This window comes from Acidimicrobiia bacterium, from assembly GCA_009694375.1.
Lineage (GTDB): Bacteria > Actinomycetota > Acidimicrobiia > Acidimicrobiales > VFJN01 > VFJN01.
Window position 1 is genome coordinate 18,266 of sequence record SHVB01000020.1, and the last position, 24,285, is coordinate 42,550.

The following is a 24,285-nucleotide window of genomic DNA, read 5'->3' on the forward strand; positions in this document are numbered from 1 at the left end:
TCAGCCGAGCCCCAGCGCCTGCTGGGCCCGCGCCAGGGTGGCCGAGGCCACCGCGTGGGCCTGCTCGGCCCCTTGCACCAGGACCGCCCGCAGGGCCATCGGATCGGCCGCCCACTCGCGGTAGCCCGCTTGAATCGGGGCCAGGCGGGCTACCACCGCATCAGCCGTATCGGCCTTGAGCGGGCCGTACTGCTGGTACTGGCCCTCCAGCGCTTCGGGCGTGGTGTCGGTGGCGGCCGCCAGAATAGACAGCAAGTTGGACACTCCCGGTTTCGTCGCCGGGTCGAAACGCACCTCGCCGTCATTGTCCGTGACGGCTCGTTTGAACTTCCTCACGATCACCGCTGGCTCATCGAGCATCAACACGGTGCCCTGCGGCGAGTCGACGGATTTGGACATCTTGCGAGCGGGATCTTGGAGGTCCATGACCCGTGCCCCCACCGCGGAAATGTCGGCGGTGGGCACCACGAACGTATCGCCATGGCGATGATTGAAGCGCTCGGCGACATCTCGGGTGAGTTCTAGATGCTGACGCTGATCATCACCCACCGGCACCCGATCCGTGTCGTAGAGGAGGATGTCGGCGGCCATGAGGGCCGGATAGGTGAACAGGCCCGCCGATACGAACTGCTGCCGGTCGGACTTCTCCTTGAACTGTGTCATCCGGCTGAGTTCCCCAAAACTGACAGTGCACTCCAGGAGCCATGCCAACTGGCTGTGTTCGGGGACGTGGCTCTGGACGAACAGCGTGCTGGCGGCGGGGTCGATCCCGCAGGCTAGGTACAAGGCGGCGGTGTCGAGGGTGCGCTGGGCGAGCTGGCCCGGCTCCTGCGGCACGGTGATGGCGTGCAGATCCACCACGCAGAACACCGAATGGGTGGTGGTCTGGTGCCGCACGAAGCGCTGGAGCGCACCGAGGTAGGTGCCGAGGGTGAGCTCACCGGTGGGTTGGATGCCGGAAAAGACGCGGGGGGTCACGGGGGTGAATGGTAGGCCGCAGGGAGGTCACCCTCCGGCCTCCTTTAGGAACCACACGAATGTGATTAGCATTGTGGCCATGGCCTACGAGGTGACTACTCCCGTGTTCGACGGTCCTTTCGACCTGTTGCTGCACTTGATCCTGCGAGAGCAGGTGGACCTCTACGACGTTTCCCTCACCACCATCGTCAACGCCTATCTCTCCGAGTTGGACAAGATGGAAGACTTCAGCCTCGATGTGGCCACAGAGTTCCTCCTCATTGCCGCCACCCTGATCGAACTAAAGACCCGCCGACTCCTCCCGGACGAAGACGACCTCGACCTCGACGAGGAACTGGCGCTGTGGAGCGAGCGAGACATGCTCCTCACTCGCTTGGTGGAGTGCAAGACATTCAAGGACGCTGCCGTGGCCTTGGCAGGCCTGGCGAGCGAGGCGAGCCGTTCCTACCCACGAGTGGCCGGCCCCGACGAACGCTTCCTCGACCTCACCCCCGATCTGCTCGCCGGCATTACCCCAACCGCCCTCCGGGCCGCCTACCTCCGGGCGGTCACCCCGAAGCCCGTGGTGCGCATCGACCTCGACCACGTCGCGCCGATCCGGGCGTCGGTCCTCGACGCGGTGGCGGAGCTCCTGGAGGAGTTGCCCCTGGCCGGAAGAATCAGTTTCCGAGCGCTCACCGGGGACCTCGTCGAGCGCCTCGACGTAGTGGTGCGCTTCCTGGCGGTGCTGGAACTGTTCAAACAGGGCTTCGTAGATCTCGAGCAGCCCCGCAGCTTCGGCGACATCCACATTGTGTGGCTCGGGCGCGATCATTCAGAACTGGAAGACCTCGCCGGAGTCGACGCCTACGATGGGTGATGTCGTGTCCACTACCTCCACCGAAACCCGCCGGGCCATCGAAGCCGTCTTGATGGTGGCGGAGGTCCCCGTCGAGCCCCACTTGCTGGCCCAGTTACTCGAAATCCCCGCGACCCAGGTCGTGGAGGTCTGCGAGGCCCTCGCAGCAGAATACGAGGCAAGTGAGCGCGGCTTTGTCCTGGTGGCCGTAGCCGGGGGGTGGCGCTATCAGAGCCACGCCGATCTGGCCCCGTACGTGGAGCGATTCGTGCTGGAGGGACAGTCCGCTCGGTTGTCGGGGGCGGCGCTGGAAACGCTGGCCATCGTGGCCTACAAGCAGCCGGTGTCGCGAGCGCAGGTCGCCGCCATCCGAGGCGTGAACGTGGATGGGGTCATGCGAACACTGCACGTACGGGGCTTCATCGCCGAGGTGGGCAAAGACCCTGGGGTGGGTCAAGCCGTGCTGTTTGGCACCACCGCGTTGTTCCTGGAACGCCTCGGCATTGAGGGTTTGCCGCAACTGCCACCCCTGAGTGAGTTCGTGCCGGGGGCCGACGTGGTGGAACACCTGGAGTTGGGTTTACGGCCGCCGCCCGGCCCGAGCCTGAGCGAACAGCTCGACGAAATCGAGGCCAGCAACCCTCGGCGGGATACCGGCGGGGTTCCCGAAGAAATGCCCCTCGACAACCTCACTCGCCACGAGATCCGCCTCGACGACCCGGACGGTTGATTGTCCGTGACGCCTGACGACGACGGCGTTCGGCTCCAGAAGGTACTGGCCCAGGCCGGGCTGGGAAGCCGTCGGGTGTGTGAGGACCTCATCGAGAGGCGTCGCGTTCGTGTGAATGGAGAGGTGGCGGTGTTGGGTCGTCGGGTGGATCCCGAGACCGACGTCATCGAAATCGGGGGGGCACAAATCGGCGTGAAGGCGGGCTTGGTCCATTATTTGTTGAATAAGCCCGCCGGCACCATCACCACCGTGTCCGATACCCACGGTCGCCCCACGGTCACCGAGATCGTACCGAGCGAGCCGCGGGTGTTCCCGGTGGGCCGCCTCGACGCCGACAGCGAGGGCTTACTCATCCTCACCAACGACGGCGACCTCACCCACCGCCTTACCCACCCATCCTTCGGTGTCGATAAGGAATACCTGGTGTCGGTGGTGGGCGAACCGCACCGGGGTGCGATCAGTCGGCTGCGGGAGGGGGTGGAACTCGACGACGGCGTCACCCAGCCAGCCAAGGTGGCCCAGCTCGGCGCCCGCCTGCTGCGCATCACGATCCACGAAGGCCGTAATCGCCAGATTCGACGAATGTGCGAGGCCGTTGGATTTCCCGTGGAGCGGCTGGTGCGAACCCGGATTGGCACCCTCACCGACCGCACCCTCACCCCCGGGTCGTGGCGGCCTCTCACCCAGGACGAGGTGCGAGGCCTGGAACGTGCGGTGGTGGCCGGACCCCGCAGGTAACCTCTGCGACATGACGACCGCTGTTCGTGCCCTGCGGGGCGCCACCACCATCGCGGAGGACGACGAACCCCATGTCTACGAGCGGGTGATCGCCCTGCTGGAAACGATGTGCGAACGCAACGGTGTCGCTCACGACGACATCATCAGCATCCTCTTTACCTCCACCAACGACATCCACTCCGTCTTTCCGGCCGCCGCCGCCCGGCAGATGGGGTTGGGAGATGTCCCGCTCATGTGTGCCCAGGAGTTGACCATCATCGGCGGCACCGAACGGTGCGTGCGGGTCATGATGCACCTCACCACCGAGCGCTCCCGGGCCGATCTCCAACACGTCTACCTCGAAGGGGCCATCGGCCTCCGAGACGATCTGCCCGGGTAAGCCGATGAGTCAGCGACGCGCCGCGGTAGTCGGCCTTGGCCTGATAGGGGGCTCGATCAGCCTGGCGCTGCGACGCCGCGGCTGGTACGTCAGTGGTACCGACATCGACCCCTCCCGATCGGCCCGGGCACTAACCATGGGGGCTATTGATCATGCTGGCCCCGATCCCGCCGCCGAAATCACCTTCCTCGCCGTGCCCGTGCGGTCCGTGCCGGATGCTGCCGAGGCGGCGTTGGCCTCCACTCAGGGGATCGTCACCGATGTGGGCAGCGTGAAAGGGTCCATTGTGGAAGCCGTGAACCACCCGCGCTTCATCGGTGGTCACCCGATGGCGGGCTCGGAGCAGGACGGGATCGACGGGGCCGACGCCGACCTGTTCGCCGGGTCCGTGTGGGTACTTACCCCCACCCCCACGAATGACGACAGCCACCTCAACCTGCTGCGGTCGGTGATTGTGGACCTCGGGGCCGACGTGGTGGCCCTGGCCCCGGAACACCATGATGCGCTGGTGGCGGTGGTGTCCCATGTGCCCCATCTCACCGCCGCCGCGCTCATGCAACTGGCCGAAGAGCGAGGCAACGAGCACCGGGCCCTCCTCCGACTGGCCGCTGGCGGTTTCCGCGACATGACTCGGGTGGCGTCGGGACACCCTGGTATCTGGCCCGATATTTGCGTGGAAAACCGGCCCGCCATCGTGGAGGTCCTCGACGGTCTGATCGCGTCGTTGCAGGAGGTGCGGACGGTGGTGGCGGAGGGAGATCGCGATGCGCTCCTCGCCATGCTGGAGCAAGCCCGAACGGCGAGAAAGAACCTGCCGTCCCGTCTGATCGGCACCGTTGCCTTGTGCGAGCTCCGCATTCCGGTACCCGACCGGGCCGGGGTGCTGGCGGAAGTCACCACCCTGGCCGGCACCCTGGATGTCAATATCGCCGACGTCGAGATCGCCCATTCGAGTGAGGGGGAGCGCGGGGTGTTGATCCTCATCGTAGAAGCGGCGGCGGCCGAGCGACTGCGCGCCGGACTGTTGGCCCAGGGCTTTCGACCGGCGGTACTTCCCCTCCAATGAGTCTGGCGCCGCTACCCGACCCGCTCCCGATCAGCCCGATCGCTCATCCGCTGGCGGCCATCGTCACCCTGCCGGGGTCAAAGAGCCTCACCAACCGGGCGCTGGTGTGCGCCGCGCTGGCCGAGGGTACGAGCGAGATCATCAACGCTCTGCATGCGCAGGACACCGAAGCCATGGTGGACGGCCTGGCGGCCCTCGGCGTAGACATCGCGCCGCAGTGGGAGAGCGGCCGAGTGGTGGTGCAGGGCAGCGCTGGTCGCCCCTCGGCTGATGTGGCTCTGGTCGACGCCCGCCTTTCGGGTACCACCAGTCGGTTCCTGCTGCCGGTGGCGGGCCTGGGTGCCGGCCTCCACCGGGTGGATGCCGCCAATCGAATGCGCCAGCGGCCAATGGCCGAAGCCCTGACTGCGGTACGAAGTCTCGGTGCTGATGTGCGCGAGGTGGGGGCCCCGGGCCACCTGCCCGTTGAGCTCACCGGGGGGTCCCTCACGGGTGGCGAGGTGCGGCTGCGGGGCGACGTGTCGAGTCAGTTCCTTTCCGGTCTGCTCCTCGCCGGACCGGCTATGCCGAACGGTCTCACGGTGCACCTGGAGGGGCATCTCGTGTCACGGCCCTATGTGGAGATGACCGTGGCGGTCATGGCGGCGTTCGGGGCGACGGTCGACCAAGACGACCACACCTGGGTGGTGGCGCCTCAGCCCTATCGGGCCACGCAGTATGCGGTGGAACCTGATGCCAGCGCCGCCTCCTATTGCTTTGCGGCGGCGGCCCTCGTGGGGGGTTCGGTGACCGTCGAGGGACTCGGGACAGGTTCGGGGCAAGGAGACCTCGCCTTCGTGGACCTCTTGGAACAAATGGGAGCGGAGGTAGACCGGGGCGCAACTTCCACCACCGTCACCGGGCGGGGCGAACTGCGCGGCATTGCGACGAACATGGCCCAAGTTTCCGACACTGCCCAAACCCTGGCGGTGGTAGCGGCCTTCGCTCAGAGCCCTACTGAGGTGAGCGGTATCGGTTTCATTCGAGGTAAGGAGACCGATCGGATCCGGGCGGTGGTAACCGAGTTGCAGCGCCTCGGCGTGGACGCCCGCGAGCAGCCCGACGGATTCGTGGTGCGGCCGGGCCCGGTTGGGCCGGGGACGGTCCAAACCTATGACGACCATCGCATGGCCATGTCCTTCGCCCTCGTTGGGTTGCGAGTGGCGGGAATTCGTATCGCCGACCCGGCTTGCGTGGCCAAGACCTTCCCGCGGTTTTGGACCATGTTGGATGAGCTCTCCGGGCCACCCGGGGCGGGAACTATGGTACGACGGCCGTGAGAATCATCGCTATCGACGGGCCGGCCGGGTCGGGGAAATCCACGGTGGCCCGCGCCTTAGCGGTCCACCTGGGGCTGGACTATCTCGATACCGGGGCGATGTACCGATGCGTCACCTTCGCCGCCATGCGCCGGGGGATCGATCCGACCGATGCCGATGTCGTCGCCCGGATCGTCGGCGACATTGAGATGGACATCGGCCTGCAGGCGGTCACTGTGGACGGCGTGGATGCCACCATTGAGATACGGGGCACCGAGGTGAGCCGAGCGGTCAGCGTGGTGGCGGCCAACCCTGTAGTTCGGGCCGAGATGGTGCAGCGCCAGCGGGACTGGGTAGAAGACCACGCCGGAGGGGTGATCGAAGGCCGCGACATCGGCAGCGTGGTGTTCCCTGACGCCGAACTGAAGGTGTATCTCACGGCGGACCCTGCGGTGCGGGCCGAACGACGGTCCAAGGAGGTGAGCGATCTCGACTACGAGACGGTGGCGGTGGACATTGCCCGTCGGGATGCCCTCGACCAGGGCCGGGAAACATCGCCGCTCGTCGTTGCTGACGATGCCTTCTTGGTGGACACCTCATCGCTCACGGTAGACGACATCGTCGCCGTCATCGACCGGGCCCTCAATGACTAGAGATCGACCGGGGGGCGACATCCACATTTGGACGGGTGAGCCCAGTGTGGCGACCCGTCTGAGCTATGCCGTTGTCCGCGGTGCCTTCGTGTTCGTGTTCAAGGTGGTGGGCCGAGCCCAGATTTTCGGAGCGGGGCACATTCCTACGTCCGGGGCCTTTGTGCTGGCTCCCGTGCATCGAAGCAACATCGACTTCGCCCTGTCGTCCCTGGTCACGGATCGACCGATGCGCTACATGGGCAAAGACAGCATTTGGAGATTCCATCTACTGGGCCGGTTTGTCTCCGTACTGGGCGCCTTCCCCGTGCATCGAGGGACCGCGGATCGCGACGCGATGAAGGCCTGCATCGATATCGTGGAGGGCGGGAATCCATTGGTCATGTTCCCTGAGGGCACCCGCAACGAAGGACCGGAGCTCTCTGAGATCTTCGACGGGACGGCCTACGTGGCGGCCAAGTGTGGCGTTCCGATCGTTCCATTGGGCATCGGAGGGAGCGAGATGGCAATGGCGAAGGGGTCACGAATACCCCATCGGGCGCGTCTGGTTCTGGTAGTCGGTGCTCCGATACCACCACCGCCCAAGAACGAGAGCGGCCGGGTGCCCCGCAGCGCCATAAGAGCGCTCACAGAGCGGCTACGCGTCGAACTGCAGGCTCATTTCGACGAGGCCATGGCGCGAGCGGGCGGAACGCGACACTAAAAGAGATTGGCGCTGGCGAATAGGTCCCGTAGCCGGGCCTCGAAGTGCTCGAGGGGGAGCGTGTCGTAATCGGGGTCGAAGGCCTTTTGGTCCCAGTCGTCGGCGAACTGCTCTGCGAGCCGCCACTCTTGATCGGTGAGGGCGTCTCGATGGTTTTCGCGAGCGGCCGGATCGCCGCCGAAGTGGTGGTAGTAGTGAGCGCCTTGGAAATCCTGGTGCACGAGGATCATCGTGTGGACCTCGGGCCGCACGTAGGGCCGGAGGATGGCCGCCGCGATCTGGGGATGACCCGGGACACTGATGGCCTTTCCGATGTCGTGGCAGAGGCTGGCAATCACCACCTCGTCGTCGGCCCCGTCGCGCTCGGCCCGGGTGGCGGTCTGAAGGCAGTGGGTCAGTTGATCGGTGGCGAAACCGTCGGTGATCTCGGCGAGAGACCGCAACAGGTCCAACACTCGATCGGCTACCCGGGACTGGTTTTCCCGGGTTTCTTGGCCGATCACGGCCCACTCCTGCGCGGTTGAGGTATCCATGCTCCGAAATGACATGCCGGGAGCGTACCCAATTCTGGGCCTCTGGCGTAGGTCTCAGGCGGGCTCGGATGCGTTCCCCGGCCAGGCTAGAGGAGCTGTTCGAGGACGTCGCTGGCGGCGATGGCCCTATCCCGCAGGGGCGGACGAGCCTCCAGACTTCCGCCTAGCGACAAGGTGGCCAGCACATCCACCGAGCTCAACAGGTCACGCAGCTCACGCGGCGGTGGAAAATACTCGTCTTCCTCGGTGATGCGAACCTCTTCCACCCCGTTGAGCGGGGCCAGATAGGCAATGACCGCCTCCACCAACTCCTCGGGCGCCGATGCACCGGCGGTAACCCCAACGATGCCATGCAAGCCGGAGGGAATCTCTCGAGGGTGGTTGATCCGACACACCACCGCCGCGCCCGCCTCACGCGCCATTCGCTCGAGGGCGCGGGTATTCGACGAGTTGGCGGAACCGATCACAATAACCGCATCGCAGCGGGCCGCTATCGCCCCCAGCGCCGCCTGTCGATTGGTGGTGGCGAAGCAAAGGTCGCTGCTGCCGGGCTGCCAAACATCCGGGAAGCGCTCCGCGGCGCGCTCGGCCACCGCTGCCCAGTCGCTGTGCGAGAGGGTGGTCTGGGCGAGAAGAGCAACGGGCTGGTCAAACATCGGCAGGGCATCGACTTCCTCGATCGACTCCACCCGATGCACCGAATCGGGGGCCACCGCCATGGTTCCCACCGCCTCCTCGTGGCCCTCATGGCCCACGTAGACGATCTGGAAGCCCTTGGCCGCTCGCACCTTCACTTCATGGTGCACTTTGGTCACGAGGGGACACACGGCGTCCACGACGTACCCCCCGCTGGCTCGGGCGGCGAGGACCACCTCGGGGGCGGAGCCGTGAGCGGAGAGCATGAGCGGGCGTCCCGGCGGAATGTCGGCGATGTCGTCCACGAAGATCACCCCGAGAGCTCGAAAGCGATCCACCACTAACTGGTTGTGGACGATCTCGTGGTAGCAGTAGACGGGGGGCTCAAAGGCCCGCACCATCCAGGCCAACGCCTTGATCGCCATTTCCACCCCCGCACAAAAACCCCGGGGAGACGCCAGAAGCACCTTGTCGACAGCCATGGGGGCCAAGGCTAACTGCGGGTTCACCCACTCGGAGCCGTAGCCTGATCCGATGCCCTTTCCTCGTGTCGTCACCGTGGCGGCTTCATCGCCGGCGCAGGACGCGGGAGTGGCTACCGGCGACGAGGTCATCTCGATCGACGGGGTGGTCCCGCGCGACATCATCGAGTGGAGATTTCTGGTCGACGACGCCGACCCGATCCTGGAAGTGCAGCGCGGCGGGTTGCAGATCACCCTCGAGGTGAGCAAGCGCGCGGGGGAACCGCTCGGTGTCGATGTGCAGTCGGCCCTATTCGACCAAGTCCGCACATGCGACAACCACTGTGAGTTCTGTTTCATCTATCAACTACCGCCCGGCCTGCGGGAGAGCCTCTACCTCAAAGACGATGACTACCGACTCAGTTTCCTCTACGGGAACTTCACCACCCTCACTCGCTTCACCGAGGCCGACCTCGAGCGGGTCATCACCGAGCGGCTCAGCCCGCTCAATGTGTCGATCCATGCCACCGACCCTGAGGTTCGCTCCGCCATGCTGCGGAACCGCCGGGGGGCCACCAGCCTGCGATGGCTGCGAGCCCTCCTCGACCACGGCATCGAGGTACACGGCCAGATCGTGGTGTGTCCGGGGACCAATGACGGGGCCGTTCTCGATGACACCCTTGCCGGGGTGCTCGACCGTTTTCCAGAACTGGCCTCCCTGTGCGTCGTACCGCTCGGGATCAGCCGTTACAACACCGAGCCGCGCCTGCGCGCCCACACCCCGGCCGAAGCCGGAGCAGTGGTGGATTGCGTGGAGGACTGGCAGGACATTTATCAGCGTGTGTTGGGGCGACGGTTGGCCTTCGTGGGGGACGAGTACTACCTCCTGGCCCAGCGACCGTTCCCGTCGGCTGAGACCTACGAATCCTTCGCCATGCACGAGGACGGGGTGGGTATGGCCTGCACCTTCGAACGAGAATTCTTCGACGAGACCGCCTCGACCACCGGAACCCAGGCGGGGTTCTTCGCCTGGGCCGATGGCTCGGGGTCATCCGACGCCGACTACGAGCCCTATCGGGGCACCCGAGCCACCGCCGGTCAGCTCCTGCAGGTCCGCCCCTCACGGCACGCCCCCGTGGGGATTTTGACCAGCACGTACGGCGCTCGAGTGCTCGCCCCCCTCGTCGCCCGCCTCGGGCGCACCGATGTGCGTCTCGTGACCGTTGACAATCGCTTCTTTGGCGGCACCACCGGTGTTACGGGGTTGTTGGTAGGGGAAGACATCGCCCGCACCTTGGCCTCGGAACCCGCCGGCCATCGGTACCTGTTGCCGGATGTGTGCCTCTCCAACGGGCGCTTTTTGGATGGCACCGGCCCGGAGGATCTTCCTCGCCCGGTAGAGATCGTGGCCACCGATGGCCATGCGCTGCGCGTGGCCCTGGCCGATCCATCCCGCAGTTTCGTGGCCACCCGATGACGCTGCCGATCGTATGCATCGTGGGTCGCCCGAACGTGGGTAAGTCCACCCTCGTAAACCGCATCATTGGCAAGCGGGTGGCCATTGTGGAGGAGCGTCCGGGGGTCACCCGCGACCGCAAGGAAGTAGAGGCGGAATGGCAGGGCGTTCCATTTCTCCTCGTCGATACCGGCGGCTGGATTGCCAGTGGGTCCTCGCTCGACGAGAAGGTGTCACGCCAGAGCGAGCAGGCCATTCGGGATGCTGATGTGGTCCTCCTCTTGGTGGATGCGGTCACCGGAATCACCGAAGACGACAGTCGCATCGGCACGGTGGTGCGAACGCTGGCCAAAGGCCCCGTTCTCCTCGTGGCCAACAAGGTGGACGACTCCGGCCGGGAAGGCCTCATCTGGGAGGCATTGTCTCTTGGTCTCGGTGAGCCCCATCCGATCAGCGCCCTCCATGGGCGCGGCGCCGGTGACGTGCTCGATCGCTTGGTGGCGTTGCTCCCCTCCACCGCCGAGGAGGCGACCGACCCTGAGGAAGGGGAGCGGATCTTCTCCGTGGCCCTGGTGGGGCGGCCCAACGTAGGAAAATCGACGCTCTTCAACCGGATGATCGGCGAAGAGCGGGCGGTCGTGCACGACATGCCCGGTACCACCCGCGACGCGGTGGACACCGTGGTGGAGACCGAGGACGGACCGATCCGCTTCGTCGACACCGCCGGCATGCGCCGCAAGAGCAAGATCGACGAAGGCACCGAGTACTACTCGCTGGTCCGGGCGCTGCAGGCGGTGGATCAGGCCGATGTGGCGCTCCTCGTGATCGACTCCACCGTGGGGGTCACCGCCCAGGACCAGCGTCTCGCCGAGCGCATCGACGTTTCGGGGAGTCCCGTGGTGGTGCTGTTGAACAAGCACGAACTGTTGCCCGATGCCGAAGCCCGAGCCGACCTCGACTACCAGGTGAAAGAGCGCCTTCGTTTCATCGGCGAGGCCCCCGTCCTGAAGATCTCGGCGCTCACCGGCAAGGGCGTGCACAAACTGATGCCGGCCCTGTCGCTGAGCATCGAGGATTACCACCGGCGGGTCCCCACCCGGCGGGTGAACGAGGTCATGCGGTCGGCCCAGCAAGCCCAGCCCGGGCCGCACGGTGTGAAAGTTCTCTACGCCACCCAGGCCGCCGTCGACCCGCCCACCTTCACCCTGTTCTCAAATCGCGAGATTCCGCCCACTTACCTGCGTTATCTGGAGCGCATGCTGCGTGAAGGTTTCGATCTCGGTGCCACCCCGATCAAGATGCGGGTGCGGAAGCGATCGTCCTGATGCACTCCGCGAAGCGGTCCAGTTCGTCTTCGGTCGTTACGTAGTGCACCGAGGCGCGGACTACCGATTCGAGGCCGCGCGGCGGCAGGTCGAGTCGGGCAAAACTGGCGGTCCCCACCGACACGTTGACGGCCTCGGCTCGCAGGCGCTGCTGGATGACCGCCGGATCGATGTCGGCCACGCTGAAGGTGGTGATGGCGCACAAGTGTTCACCTCGATCGTGTCCCGTGACGCCGGGTATCTCAGCGAGGCGGGCCCGCAGACCCGCCGCCAACCTTTCGTTACGGGCCGCGATGTTCGCCACCCCCCAGCTCAGAGCATGGTCGATGGCGGCCCCCAGGCCTAAGCGGGCCGCCAGGTTGCACTCCCAGTTCTCGAAGCGCCGGGCATCGGCACGGATGGTGAAGCGATCAGGGGCAATCCAATCAGCGGCATGGGCATCGAGCATCACCGGTTCCACCTGTTCCAAGAGCGCCTGGCGCATGTAGAGAAAACCGGTGCCGCGCGGCCCGCGTAGAAACTTCCGACCGGTGCCGGTGAGCACGTCACAGCCCAGCTCGGTTACGTCGAGGGGAAGTTGCCCAACCGACTGACACGCATCGAGGACAAAGGTGACCCCGGCGGCCTGGCAGAGGTGACCGACCGCCGCCGCCGGATTCACGAGGCCACTTTGGGTGGGCACATGAACGAGCGAAACCAGCGCCACATCGTGATGGGCGAGGGCCTCCGCCAGGGCCTCGATGTCGATCTGGCCGTGCTTGTCGTTGTCCACCAGCAGGATCTCGGCGCCGGTGCGTTGGCAGAGTTGCAGGAGGGCGATGGCGTTGGATGCGTACTCGGCCCGGCTGATGACTACGCGTTGGGATGGGGCGATCGGAAGCGAGTACACGGCTGCGTCCCATGCCCGGGTGGCCGACTCGGTGAGAGCCACTTCACTGGCGGCACATCCAAGGAGGGAAGCCACGGCGTTGTACGTGTGCCCGAGGGTTGCGGCCGCCTCATTGGCCGCCTCGTAGCCGCCCGTGCGCCCCTCCCGTTCGAGATGGCTGATGACGGTGTCGAGAACCGGCTGCGGCATGAGGGAGGCACCGGCGTGGTTCAGGTGCAAGACCTCAGCGCAACCGGGGGTGAGGGCGCGGGCCGTGGCCACCTCCAGAGGGGTCATCGGCTCCACAGTAGTGATCGGGCGTGTGTCAGACTCCCCGCCATGCCGCAGAACGTTCCGTCCTTCGAGTTCTCCGCTCCGGCCAAGCAGCTGCGCCACTTTGTCTACGAGCACTGGTGCAGCAACGGGCGGGGCCCGAACCTACGGGTGGTTCATGAGGCCACCGGATTGGACCGCCGGGAGATCGTGCAGGCCTACAAGGAACTGCAACTCGGGATCATCTGCGTGGTGGATCAGAACTCAGTGAACTGCAATCTCCTGAAGTTCCAGCCGTTTTCTAGTTTCCCGAGTCAGGTGGAGGTGTGGATCGGTGACACGTTCCATTCCTACGCCGGTTGTGCCCTCGAATCGGTGGCCATCTCAAAGATGCCGCCCTTTGCCGGAACGACCCTCACGTTGAGAAGTTATTGCGCCTGCTGCTTGGAGCCGGTGGAACTGCGGGCGCAAGACGGCATCGTCACGCCGTCTGATGGCGCCCTGGTCCACATCAGTTCCACTCCCTGGGACTGGAACAACGACGACATCGTGCACCAGTGCGATTCGATGAATTTTGTCCTCGACGCCGACCATGCCGAGCGTTACGAACGGACCACGAGCCGTCGCGGGGTGCTGCTCACGATCGAACAGACCACCCTGTTCGTGAAGGCCACCGGCGACGAGCGAATGTGGCAGTACGACTGGGCTCCGGCCACCATCAACCCAAAAGCGGTGATCTACGGGATGAAGCAGCTGGGGGTGGATGTGAGCAACTGGACGGGTGAGCGCACCGCCGTGCCCGGACGACCCTGACCACGACAGATCGGCCACGCCCCCGGTTGGCCCGGTAGCCTCCGAAGGTGCGCGTCTCTGGTTTTACGGTCGTGGCTCTGGCCGCTCTCGTCGCGTCGGTCCTCTGGTACCGGTCAGCGCGTCGCATGCGGATGGTGTGGCGGCGGATCGAGGCCGACGCCGGGCCGGCGGCGGATGCCTCGGTCTTGGCCCGTTCGGCCTACCAGCGAGAGATGCACGCGGTCGTCTGCTACCTGGTGGTCTGCCTGGCGGCGGCGATCACGGCGATCTTGAGCCCGTCCGACGAGGGGCTTGCGTTCCTGCTGGTTCTCGTGCCGGTGGGGGCCACGGTGGTCTTTGGTCGCCACTTCCGTCGAGACGCACGGCTGGCCGAGGACCGTGACGTCCTCGGCCGTCGAGCAGAGGAGGTGCTCTCCCAGGAGAATCTGGCCCCGCGACGCTGGGCGGCCCGCCTCGCCCCCGAGGAACTGCCGCAGTTCGAAGGCTTCGAGTTGGGTCGGTTGTACCAGGCGGGCACCGGTCTGATGGCGGGCGACTTCTATGACGTGTTCCGCCTGGCCCCCACCCGCATTGCGGCGGTGATTGGCGATGTCACCGGTCACGGCATCGAGCCGTCCATCACGGCGTTCCAGGCCAAGTATCTGTTGCGGGTCTTCCTGCGACAGTACCGCGACCCGGCCCAGGCGCTGGAGGAACTCAACCGCCAGATGTCGTCGCTCGAGCGGTTCGAGGAATTTATTTCGATTTGTGTTGTCGTGTTCGATACGGAGGCCTCGACCTTACGGGTGGCTTCGGCCGGCCATCCCGCCGCCTGGCTGTGGCACGACCGGGAGGTGCGGCCGCTGCGGGCGACCGGGCCGTTGTTGATGCTCGACCCCGCCGGAGAGTACATGAGCCGGGAAATCCCTCTCGAGGCTGGCGACCTGCTTCTGCTCTACACCGACGGCTTGGCCGAGGCTCGCGCCGGTAAAGAACTTTTTGGTGAGGAACGGGTGGCCAACATGCTCCGGCGCGATCCGGGCGTGCCCCCGGAGACACTGTGTAAGACCCTCCTCGAAGCCGCCCGGGATTTCGCTACCGAACCCATGACTGACGACGTCGCCATCCTGGCGATTCGAAAGGGGTAGGGGAGTGGATCCTGAACTATCGAGACGCACCGAGCGTGCGCTCAGGGGCAACCTCCATAAAGAAGCGGACAAGTTGGCCCGTCAGTCCAAGCTCTTCGTGCGGGAGCGGATCGACCTCCTCCTCGACGACGGCTCCTTCGTCGAGGATGCCTTACTGGCCAACACCATGGCTGAGGACCTCCCCGCCGATGGCGTGGTCACCGGGGTGGGCACGGTCGAGGGGCGCAGCGTGTGCGTCGTGGCCAATGACCCCACGGTGAAGGCCGGCTCCTGGGGAGCACGCACCGTCGAGAAGATCGTGCGCCTCACCGAGTACGCCCTTCGCCATGAGGTTCCGGTCTTCTGGCTGGTTGATTCCGCCGGCGCCCGCATCACCGACCAGGTGGAGTTGTTTCCGGGGCGCCGAGGGGCGGGGCGGATCTTCTACAACCAGGTCAAACTCTCCGGGAAGGTGCCCCAGATCTGCTGTTTGTTTGGTCCGAGTGCCGCCGGTGGGGCGTACATCCCGGCCTTCTGCGACATCGTGATCATGGTGGAGGGCAACGCCTCGATGTACCTGGGCTCTCCACGGATGGCCGAGATGGTGGTGGGGGAGCAGGCCACCCTGGAGGAGATGGGGGGTGCCCGCATGCACGCCACCGTGTCGGGGTGTGGCGACAACCTCGCCGAGGGTGACGCTGATGCCATCAACCAGGCACACGCCGTGTTCTCCTACCTCCCAAGCACCTGGAGAGAGCTGCCCCCGACCTACGCCGCCGCCCCGCCGAAGCAGGTCTTGAGCGCGTCGATGATTCCCGCCGTGGACACGCAGGGTTACGACATGCACACCATCATCGACTCGATTGTGGATGCCGACAGTTTCTTCGAGGTGAAGCCGCTTTTCGCCCCGGAACTGATCGTGGGACTGGGTCGCCTTGATGGTTCTCCGGTGGGGATCGTGGCCAACAACCCCCTGGCTCTCGGGGGCGCTCTCTTCGTGGATTCCGCCGATAAGGCGGCCCGCTTCATCTGGTGGTGCGATGCGTTCAATGTGCCGCTGGTCTTTCTGGCCGACGTGCCCGGGTTCATGATCGGTACCCAGGTGGAACGCCAGGGAATCATTCGCCACGGGGCGAAGATGGTGACCGCCGTGAGCGAGGCCACCGTGCCCAAGGTGTCGGTCGTGGTCCGTAAGGCTTACGGGGCGGGCCTCTATGCCATGTGCGGTCCGGCCTTCGAACCCACCGCCACCATTGCGCTGCCCACCGCTAAAATCGCCGTGATGGGTCCGGAGGCCGCCGTCAACGCCGTCTTTGCCAACAGGATCGCCGCGATGACCAATGCGACCGACCGGGAGGCTTTCGTGGAGGAGCAGCGTCGCCTCTATGAGCAAGACGTAGATCTCTACCGCCTGGTCTCGGAACTCGTCATCGATGCCGTCGTCGACTTTCCGGATGTACGGGGGGAGTTGATCCGTCGGCTGCGTATGGCAGCGGGGAAGGACCGGCATTTCTCGGATCGGCGCCACGGCGTGCCCCCCGTGTGAATGGCAACGCTCATTCGGTCGGGAATCTTGTGATCAGGAAGACTAAGAGTGGCGAGGAAAGGAAGGGCAGTGCCCCACTGTGAACCGTGTGACCGTTTTTACAATCCCAACAGCCTGAGCGAGCAGGGGTGTTGCCCGACCTGCGGTTACCAGGTGGCCGACATACCCGAACCCGAAAAAGTTTCCCGCTTCGGGCGCGAAGGGGCACCGTGGCACTTCAAACTCCTCATCGGCATCACGGTGGTCTACCTGGGTTACCGTTTCGTGCAGCTGCTCGTATGGGCCGTTCACAGCATCTGATCCCTACCCCCTCATCTGGTAGGTTCCTCCTTCCCATCCCGGGCCGTGGCGCAGTTTGGTTAGCGCGCTTGACTGGGGGTCAAGAGGTCGGAGGTTCGAATCCTCTCGGCCCGACCGGGAAAACCGCAGGTCAGGGGCCATTCGAAAGGATGGCCCCTCCTGCATTCCGGCCCCAGGTTGCTACCGGGTTGCTACCCGGCCCGGCTGGTGAGGTGTGCCTCGACCGGCCCCAGCGATTGACCACCTACACACACCAAACCCTGCTACCGTCCACTAAAGTAGTTCCGACCAACGCACGGTGTGCACAACCCCCGGAAGTGGTTCCCGGGAATCCCGAAAGGATTCCCCTTGGCAACCACCAAACCCGTCGTCGAAAGACTGGCGTACTCACCCGCAGAGGCCGCCCAGGCCCTCGGTATCTCCCGGGCAAAATGTTGCGAGTTGATCGCTGACGGCACACTGCCGTCACTGAAACTCGACCGTCGGCGCCTGATCCGTCCCGCCGCAATCGAAGCCCTCCTCGACCACCTGCAAGGCCCCACACCGACGGTGCGGGGTGACCGTCACCATGAGCACAGATCAGCAAGACCCCCAGCGTGACCCTTCACTCCTCGATCAAGCGTTAGCCAACGCCAACCAAAACTGGTCAATCTTCCCTTGCAGGCCCGGGGGCAAGTCACCGGTCACGGCCCGCGGCTGCAAAGACGCCACCAACGACCCGGCCCAGATCAAACAGTGGTGGGCCAGGACACCGGCAGCAAACATCGGCATCGCCTGCGGGCCGTCCGGCGTCGTAGTTATCGACCTCGACGTAAGCGAAACTAAAGACGGCGTGCAGCGGTGGAAGGAACTCACCGCCGAGCACGACACGCCCCCGACCTACACCGTCACCACCCCGTCAGGTGGCCAACACCACTACTACCAGTTGCCTGACGGGTGGGAGCCTCTCCGCTGCTCAACGTCGAAACTCGCCCCAGGTATCGACGTTCGAGGCGTCGGCGGCTACGTCGTCGGCGCTGGGTCCGTTCGTGCCGACGGCAAGGCGTACAGCGTCGTCGGCGACATTCTCGAAATTGCGCCGATCCCAAAATGGGTTCACGACCTGTTGACGACGAAGCCGACCTCGAGGCCGAGCAGCCCACCGCCGCCCCGCAGCCAGCCAGCCAACGGCGACGACCCTTACGGCCGCAAGGCCCTCGACCGTGACCTGGCCGAGATCGCCAACGCAACCGAGGGACTCAACCGAAACGACACGCTGTACCTTGCGGCCCTCAGCCAGTCCCGCCTTGCCTACTGGGGCCGTGGCCTCCCAGGTGCCCGAGAGCAGATCGTGCAGGCCGGGTACGCCTGCGGCCTCGGCGAAAAAGAGGTCGATAACACCGTCGAATCAGGCTGGGACACGGGACAGAAAGACCCGCGTAAGGACCCTGGCCCCCGGTGGGGCAGCAACGCCAACGGTCACCAGAGCGACGAGGAAGCCCGGTCGCTCTCGCCGCTGCCCGGCGTCCCCCTCGGCCCCGACGGACACCGCTACACCGACGTAGGCAACGCCGACCGGCTCATCGCCGCCCACGGCGACGCGCTCCGCTACGTCCCAGCGTGGCGCCGCTGGCTCGCATGGGACGGCCGCCGCTGGCAACTCGACCACGACAACGTGCGAGTCGCCGAGCTCGCCAAGGACGTGCCCCGTCGCCTCCTCGAGCACGTCCACAACGTGACCGGCGACGACCGCAAGAAGCTCGTCGCCCACGCCACGAAAACCGAGTCAGCGACCGGGATCGCCAACACCGTGACGATGGCCCGCTCGGTCCCCGGCGTCGCGGTCGACCACGACGACCTCGACGCCGACCCGTGGCTCCTCAACGTCCACAACGGCGCCATCAACCTGCACACCTGCAAACTCCAACCCCCGGACCCCGACCGGCTCGTCACCAAACTCGCCGGCTGCGCCTACGACCCGCTCGCCACCGCGCCCACCTTCACCCGGTTCCTCGAGGAGATATTCCCCGACCCCGACGTGCGCGCCTACCTCCAACGATTCGCCGGGTACGCCCTCACCGGGGACGTAGGCGAACAGGCCCTCGGCCTCTGGTGGGGCGCCGGCCGCAACGGAAAGAGCACCCTCCTCAACATCTTCGCCGCCATGCTCGGCGACTACGCCGTCACCGTCGGCCGTGAGCTCGTCACCGTCCAACGTCACGAAGGCCACGACACCAAGTTCACCGACCTGTTCCGAGCCCGCCTCGCCGTCTGCGTCGAGCTCAAAGAACGCGAGGAGCTCGACGCCTCAAGGGTGAAAGCCCTCACCGGAGGCGATCCGATCCGCGCCCGCCGGATGCGCGAGGACTACTGGACCTTCGCGCCGACCCACAAGCTCGTCGTCGCCACCAACCACCGGCCCCGCGCCAACGCCGACGACTTCGCCCTCTGGCGCCGCGTCCACCTCGTTCCCTTCGACCAGACCATCCACGCCACCCGCGTCGACCCCCACCTCGCGGAACGCATCATTGGCGAGGAGCTGCCCGGCGTCCTCGCCTGGGCCGTCGTCGGCTGCGGCATCTGGGCACAGGAACGCCTCACACCCCCCAACGCCGTCACCAACGCCACCGCTGGTTACCAAGCCGAAGCCGACACCGTAGGGACGTTCCTCGGCGAGGTTGGCCTCGTCTTTGCCAGCGGCCTGCGCGTCCCTTCCAGCGACCTACAGACCATCCATGAGGGATGGTGCGTCGACGCCGGCGAGAACCCGCGTACCCACTGGCAGAAGGTGCAGACCCGCCTCAAGGAGCTCGGCGCCCACGCCAAGCGCACCGGTTCGTCGGGCCGGTTCTGGAACGGTGTCGGCCTCCCAGATTCCCACGGGGGTGACGCGGGGTGACGCGGGTTCCCATTGGTCTCTACGCGTGTATGTATGTGGGCGGTAATGGGAAGGCGCGTCACCCCGCGTCACCCCCCCCAGCGTCCCAGGTCAGCGGCCATGCCCGCCGCCGTCCGAGATGCCGTCACGATCCAACTGTTCAGGCTTCACCTCGAGGCCGCCCAGCAGCCGCCTACCGCCCCCGGCCCGCCCGCTGTCCCGCTACTGCGATCAGCCGCCACGGATCGACCAGAAGCCAACCCTGGCCCCCGGTGCCGATGACGGGCGGGCAGCGATGACCACCGCCCGGACGAACGGCCCTAAGTGGCTGGCGGCGACACGGCCTTACCGCCTGGCCTGGGCGAAGGCTGCGCTGCCCTGCGCCCTATGCCGAAGGCCAATCGACTACAGCCTGCACCGCAGCCACCGTGAGTCCCTCACCGTGGATCACCTCGTGCCCCTGATGCTCGATGGGTCGATGTTCGATCCGACGAACTGGCAACCGGCCCATCGGTCCTGCAACGCCAGCAAAGGCGTGAAGGATCGCAACGCCAGGGACGCCGCAGCGAATGAGCCGACTAGGTGGCGTTGGTGACCGATCCGAAGCCTGAAAGCCACTGGGTGTGGTGGGGGGGATGGGTCCGCACGTAAACCTGGAACCCCTGTGGATAACTCCCCCGCGAGCTGGTGTCGCAGCATGATGATCTCCAGGTCCTTGGCGCGGCCGGAACGAACAGCGAGCCGGGCGAGCCCGACCACAAGGCGATACAACGTGCGACGCATCCAGAGATCGTCGGCCCGCGTTTGCGCAGGTCAAACGCACGGCCGAGTTTCCGGCCCCCACACGCAACGCCTGAATGGGGATGCTCAGTCAAGCAGCCCGAGTTCGACGGCGCGCCGCACGGCCTCGAGGCGCGAACTGACGCCCAGTTTGCGCCTGATCGCATGGGCGTGGGTCCTGATGGTGTTGACCGACACGTTGAGTTCGGCGGCGACTTCGCGGTATGGCCGGTGCAGCTGCAGCTCTCGGAGCACGGCGAGCTCCGCCGCGGTCAGCGACTGCGGAAGCGCTCTGGCTGTGTTGTGCGCGCTCGGCCGGGAGTTGGACAGCAGGTGCAAGCCAAGCGGCTGGTATCTCGCCGATGGGTTCTTCAAAACCGCGTCGCGCAGGGCCGATACCGTTTCCGGGTCCTCCCGAAGGTAGGTCCACAGGAAGCCTGCACCAGCGCCGGCCTCGAGAGCCTCAACCATTGCCCCAGAGCCCGGACCGAGCCGAGCCCGCAGCAGGTCGGCCTCGATACGTCTCGCCAGCGGTAGATGCCCGAGCTCGTTGAGCTCCCTTCGCACGTGGTGTGGCAGGTTCCGCCCCAACGCGATTCGCGCCCGGACCAGCCGTACGCGTGGGGTTTCGTCGAGGCCGTCAAGCCATCGCCTGGCGACGATTCCACTGCCGGCGCGGGCCTCGATCTCTGCTGCGGACAGCCTGATACGCGCGGCCACCGCAACGGGGATGTTCGGTTGGTTCCAGCCCTGGAGCGTTGCGAGCGCTGCAGCAGCGCCGGAACGGGCCTCGATGACCGCGATGGAAGACGACGTCGCCAACCACTGATGCAACGAGGGGGGCATCATCGACGCGCTGTCGACGGCTCGACGGGCCCAGTGCTCGGCATCGTCGAGTTCGAGACGCTCGAGATGGAGCAATGCCAGCACCGAGAACAGTTCCGTGGCCGCGTGCACGGGCACCGTGCCGTCTTCGGCGCCTGCATCGAGGACGGTGCTGGCGAGTGCTTGGGCCTCGTCGAGGCGACCGCGCTGGAACAGCTCCCACGCCGCACGCGTGGGGTGGGCGACGTCGCGGACCCGTTCGGGGAGGTCGGGACGGTCGGCGATCGCTTCGACCCAGGTACGGGCGTCGGGCGCTTCGTCGACGAGGGCGGCGATGGCCATCGCAGTCGACAGCAGCGCCTCGCGGTCGGAGCGGCTGAAGTCCGGGCCGTGACGTGCGGCCAACTGCCCCACCAGCCGCCGCACTTCGTCGGTGTCACCAACGTCGAGCGCATGGAACACCGGCGTGAGCGCCATCTCGGTGTCCTCAGTTGCGGTTGTGTCGGCCCCGGCGAGCTCGCAGGCGATGCGGTGCCACCGCCCGGCCTCGACGGGGCGCCGTATCCACAGCAACGCGGTGCTGTAGGCCGCAGCCCTGGACGCATCGGTACCGATGAAGTTCGGCGGGAGCAGGTCAACCCACTCGGCGCCACGTCGCCTCGAACCACTCCGATACGCATCGCTCAAGAGGGCCCAGAACAGTTGGTAGGCCCCCTCGAGGTCCCCTGCATCGATGAGGTGACGGAACGCACCGGCTGGGTTCCCCACTTCGTTCTCGACCGCAGCCGTCCGGCGGTGCAACGCGGGCAGTTCCGCGTCCCGGGTCCGAGCGAGATCGGCGATCAGTACGTCGCGGAACAAGGCATGGAGGCGGTAGCTCGGGACGTTGGGATCGAGCGCAACCATGGGAATGCCAGCGGCGGCCAACCGGTCGAGGAGGCCAGCACCGTCGGTCACACCGAGGAGCAACTCGCATCGCCGGGGATCGAGGTCGTCGAGCAACGACAGCAAGCGCACGAGATCGCGCGTGTCCTGGGGGAGCGACGCAAGTATCTCCGTGGCGACCAAGTCGAACAGCTGGCGATCACCGATCACCAGTTCGAGGGCAGCGCGCTCCGGCAGTTCCCCGGCGCCGACCGCGACCGCAGCGAGACGGACTGCTGCCGGCCAGCCAGCCGCGACGGCGACGATGGTGCTCTTCGTCGCGGCGGACATCTCACGGGGCGCCACCCGGGAAACCAGTTCCGTCGCTTCGTCGTCGTCCATCCGCAACAGGTCCTCGCCGACGTCACCGAGCTCGCCTCGTGCCGCCCACCGTCCCCACGGCAAGCCGGGACGACTTCGGGCGACCAGCACGAAACGCAACGTCGACGGCGCTCGCTCGATGAAGAAGCGGAGCTGCTCGAGCAGCAGAGCATCGGTGATGTGATGGAGGTCGTCGATCACGATGACGCCGGGCAACGGGTCCGGCCCAAGGCGTCTGAGGAGGTCCGATGCGAGCGATTCGCCATCACCGGGTGGACCGGTTGGAGTCGCGGTGAATGTCGACCCGCTGAGCAGCGGGGTCTGCTCGAACGCTGCGGCCAGGTACCGCCAGAACGGCCCCGGGACGTTGTCGATTGGGTCGACGGTCAACCAGGCCAACGGCTCGTCGACCTGCGCGGCCCACAGCGCCACCGCCGTGGTCTTGCCGAACCCAGCGGCGCCGATCACCGCCGTGACCCGGTGCCCACCCGACAGAACGGCTTCGACCAGGAGTCGGCGGAACACGGGTCCGACCCCCACCGGAAGGCGCACCTTCACGCCCAAGATCACTGGTTGGCCGGGCATCGCGACTCCTCCGAAGCCACCGATCTCTCGTGAGAACAGGCGAACCCGCGGTGACGGTTCAGGCTACACGTGGTCCGACAGCCTACCCATCGGTGGCAGATGTGACCCGCTCCGGCTAGCGCGTGATCTCCACGCTTCGAGAGGAGGGAGTCGTGTGCCGGCTGACTGACGGCGCTGTTGCGTTCGCGGCAGCCGGGGCGCGGTTCTATGGGGGAGCGGACGCGATCAGGTGTCAGGCCTCTCGTGCGAGTTCGTCGAACGCAGCCGCGACTGTGAGCCCAGGGAGGGCGTGGGTGGCGAGTTCGTAGTGGCCTCGTCGGAGGTTCTGCATGAAGGTATGACCTCGGTTCAACTCCAGACCCCGACCCGGTCTGGATCGGTGGACACGAACGGAGGCGCTTCATCCCGCGAGCCTCGCCGAGGAGCGATGGCCAGCGCGAACGCAACAGACCCGTTCGCTAAGGACCTGAAGGTGGATCTCAACCGCTTACGGCCGCAGCGGACTTCCGCCTGGAGTCCTCCATCTGATCGGGAATAACGACGGCCGTTGGTGACTTAAAGGGGATGATTGACCACGGAGAGTGAGCTATCGCAATCATCCGAAAGGGATGATGTTTTTGTCGTGACCGCACGGCAGCGTTCGCGCCGTGCAAAACGTTCGCGGTGCCACACTGGCTTGCCTTCTCCTCGCCGTGGCACTCAGCCCGGTAGCGACCGAAACCGCTGGCGGAGCCCTGAGATCGCCGTCCCCCTCCCAACCTCGGGTGAAGCCACCGTCGAGCGTGGTACTGAGTGTGTCGGTTGCGCCTTCGTCCTGGCTCGCGGGCGCGCGGGTGACGGTCACCGACCGTCACGGCGCGAGCGTGCAGGGGGTGACCAACTCGGTGGGGCACCTGTCCGTGTCGCTCGCCGGCATGAAGAACGATCGGTGGCCGTTGCGCGTCGTGACGGAGGCGGGGACGGTTGCCGGGCAGCGGTTCGGTGGCCATCTGCAGGCCTACGCCTGGAACCCCGGCGTGACGCATCTCAACCTGTGGTCGACTGCGGCCGCGCGGATCGCGGGCGAGGGGCGCGGCAAGAGCTCGCCGAGCGAGAAGAACTGGTCGTCCGCCTTCGAGCGGGTGCGGACGGCGCTCGGGATCTCCGTGTCCGCATCCGCCGCGGTGCTCGAGGGGGGAAACCGCCACCTCGACGGTGGGCGGCTCGAAGCCAGGGTGGCCGCCGAGGGTGGCTGGGGCACGGACGCCTACGACAAGCTGGTCGCGGACGTCGTGCGGGCCGCCGAGAAGAAGTCAG

At 66.1% G+C, this 24,285-nt stretch carries 22 protein-coding genes and 1 tRNA gene; 18 read left to right on the forward strand and 5 right to left on the reverse strand.

Features of this window, described 5'->3' with window-relative positions; genetic code table 11:
* On the reverse strand, nt 1–978 hold the full coding sequence (trpS, locus tag EXQ71_10960) for a tryptophan--tRNA ligase (GenBank protein ID MSO88019.1): 978 nt from the start codon (nt 976–978) through the stop codon (nt 1–3).
* 79 nt (nt 979–1,057) lie between these two features.
* Between trpS and EXQ71_10965 the strand changes: the two genes are divergently transcribed.
* Genes EXQ71_10965 through EXQ71_11000 form a run of 8 tightly spaced genes read left to right on the forward strand, consistent with a single transcriptional unit; the run spans nt 1,058 to nt 7,380 of the window.
* Nucleotides 1,058–1,837, forward strand: a complete 780-nt coding sequence (locus tag EXQ71_10965) for a segregation/condensation protein A (GenBank protein MSO88020.1) — start codon at nt 1,058–1,060, stop codon at nt 1,835–1,837.
* Nucleotides 1,830–2,546, forward strand: coding sequence for an SMC-Scp complex subunit ScpB (gene scpB, locus EXQ71_10970; GenBank protein MSO88021.1), 717 nt, complete (start codon nt 1,830–1,832; stop codon nt 2,544–2,546). The genes EXQ71_10965 and scpB overlap by 8 nt, the downstream gene beginning before the upstream one ends.
* Complete coding sequence (locus EXQ71_10975; protein ID MSO88022.1) at nt 2,547–3,284, forward strand: rRNA pseudouridine synthase; 738 nt, start codon at nt 2,547–2,549, stop codon at nt 3,282–3,284.
* A gap of 10 nt (nt 3,285–3,294) precedes the next feature.
* Nucleotides 3,295–3,663, forward strand: coding sequence for a chorismate mutase (gene aroH, locus EXQ71_10980; GenBank protein ID MSO88023.1), 369 nt, complete (start codon nt 3,295–3,297; stop codon nt 3,661–3,663).
* A 4-nt stretch (nt 3,664–3,667) separates the two neighbouring features.
* Complete coding sequence (locus tag EXQ71_10985; protein ID MSO88024.1) at nt 3,668–4,729, forward strand: prephenate dehydrogenase/arogenate dehydrogenase family protein; 1,062 nt, start codon at nt 3,668–3,670, stop codon at nt 4,727–4,729.
* The gene (aroA, locus tag EXQ71_10990) at nt 4,726–6,048 is read left to right on the forward strand and encodes a 3-phosphoshikimate 1-carboxyvinyltransferase (protein ID MSO88025.1); all 1,323 of its coding nucleotides are present in this window, start codon (nt 4,726–4,728) and stop codon (nt 6,046–6,048) included. Before EXQ71_10985 ends, aroA begins: the two co-directional genes overlap by 4 nt.
* Nucleotides 6,049–6,059: 11 nt before the next feature.
* The gene (locus EXQ71_10995) at nt 6,060–6,680 is read left to right on the forward strand and encodes a (d)CMP kinase (protein MSO88026.1); all 621 of its coding nucleotides are present in this window, start codon (nt 6,060–6,062) and stop codon (nt 6,678–6,680) included.
* Nucleotides 6,673–7,380 (forward strand): 1-acyl-sn-glycerol-3-phosphate acyltransferase, encoded by a 708-nt coding sequence (locus EXQ71_11000; GenBank protein MSO88027.1) that lies wholly within the window; start codon nt 6,673–6,675, stop codon nt 7,378–7,380. The genes EXQ71_10995 and EXQ71_11000 overlap by 8 nt, the downstream gene beginning before the upstream one ends.
* On the opposite strand, the gene EXQ71_11005 is transcribed toward EXQ71_11000, so the two are convergent.
* Nucleotides 7,377–7,928 (reverse strand): HD domain-containing protein, encoded by a 552-nt coding sequence (locus EXQ71_11005; GenBank protein MSO88028.1) that lies wholly within the window; start codon nt 7,926–7,928, stop codon nt 7,377–7,379. The two genes, EXQ71_11000 and EXQ71_11005, sit on opposite strands and share 4 nt — an antisense overlap.
* 71 nt (nt 7,929–7,999) lie before the next feature.
* On the reverse strand, nt 8,000–9,031 hold the full coding sequence (gene ispH / locus EXQ71_11010; protein ID MSO88029.1) for a 4-hydroxy-3-methylbut-2-enyl diphosphate reductase: 1,032 nt from the start codon (nt 9,029–9,031) through the stop codon (nt 8,000–8,002).
* Nucleotides 9,032–9,083: 52 nt separating this feature from the next.
* On the opposite strand from ispH, the gene EXQ71_11015 reads away from it, so the two are divergent.
* On the forward strand, nt 9,084–10,487 hold the full coding sequence (locus EXQ71_11015; protein ID MSO88030.1) for a DUF512 domain-containing protein: 1,404 nt from the start codon (nt 9,084–9,086) through the stop codon (nt 10,485–10,487).
* Nucleotides 10,484–11,791 (forward strand): ribosome biogenesis GTPase Der, encoded by a 1,308-nt coding sequence (gene der / locus EXQ71_11020; GenBank protein ID MSO88031.1) that lies wholly within the window; start codon nt 10,484–10,486, stop codon nt 11,789–11,791. The genes EXQ71_11015 and der overlap by 4 nt, the downstream gene beginning before the upstream one ends.
* Here the strand turns inward: der and EXQ71_11025 are convergent.
* Nucleotides 11,760–12,956, reverse strand: coding sequence for an aminotransferase class V-fold PLP-dependent enzyme (locus tag EXQ71_11025; protein ID MSO88032.1), 1,197 nt, complete (start codon nt 12,954–12,956; stop codon nt 11,760–11,762). The genes der and EXQ71_11025 overlap by 32 nt on opposite strands.
* Nucleotides 12,957–12,998: 42 nt before the next feature.
* On the opposite strand from EXQ71_11025, the gene EXQ71_11030 reads away from it, so the two are divergent.
* The 7 genes from EXQ71_11030 to EXQ71_11060 all read left to right on the forward strand — a co-directional run bounded on the left by EXQ71_11030 (nt 12,999) and on the right by EXQ71_11060 (nt 20,149).
* Nucleotides 12,999–13,745, forward strand: a complete 747-nt coding sequence (locus tag EXQ71_11030) for a hypothetical protein (GenBank protein MSO88033.1) — start codon at nt 12,999–13,001, stop codon at nt 13,743–13,745.
* Between the two features lie 47 nt (nt 13,746–13,792).
* Nucleotides 13,793–14,872, forward strand: coding sequence for a serine/threonine-protein phosphatase (locus tag EXQ71_11035; GenBank protein ID MSO88034.1), 1,080 nt, complete (start codon nt 13,793–13,795; stop codon nt 14,870–14,872).
* 4 nt (nt 14,873–14,876) lie between these two features.
* Nucleotides 14,877–16,397: an acyl-CoA carboxylase subunit beta gene (locus EXQ71_11040; GenBank protein ID MSO88035.1), complete on the forward strand. Its 1,521-nt coding sequence runs from the start codon at nt 14,877–14,879 to the stop codon at nt 16,395–16,397.
* A gap of 339 nt (nt 16,398–16,736) precedes the next feature.
* Nucleotides 16,737–16,814, forward strand: a tRNA-Pro gene (locus EXQ71_11045).
* Between the two features lie 231 nt (nt 16,815–17,045).
* Nucleotides 17,046–17,297, forward strand: a complete 252-nt coding sequence (locus tag EXQ71_11050) for a DNA-binding protein (GenBank protein MSO88036.1) — start codon at nt 17,046–17,048, stop codon at nt 17,295–17,297.
* Nucleotides 17,266–19,575, forward strand: a complete 2,310-nt coding sequence (locus tag EXQ71_11055; GenBank protein ID MSO88037.1) for a hypothetical protein — start codon at nt 17,266–17,268, stop codon at nt 19,573–19,575. Before EXQ71_11050 ends, EXQ71_11055 begins: the two co-directional genes overlap by 32 nt.
* Nucleotides 19,576–19,849: 274 nt before the next feature.
* Complete coding sequence (locus EXQ71_11060) at nt 19,850–20,149, forward strand: HNH endonuclease (GenBank protein MSO88038.1); 300 nt, start codon at nt 19,850–19,852, stop codon at nt 20,147–20,149.
* 272 nt (nt 20,150–20,421) lie between these two features.
* Here the strand turns inward: EXQ71_11060 and EXQ71_11065 are convergent, their stop codons facing one another.
* Nucleotides 20,422–22,989 (reverse strand): hypothetical protein, encoded by a 2,568-nt coding sequence (locus EXQ71_11065; protein ID MSO88039.1) that lies wholly within the window; start codon nt 22,987–22,989, stop codon nt 20,422–20,424.
* Nucleotides 22,990–23,822: 833 nt separating this feature from the next.
* On the opposite strand from EXQ71_11065, the gene EXQ71_11070 reads away from it, so the two are divergent.
* A partial coding sequence (locus EXQ71_11070) for a hypothetical protein (protein ID MSO88040.1) occupies nt 23,823–24,285 on the forward strand: 463 nt, incomplete at its 3' end.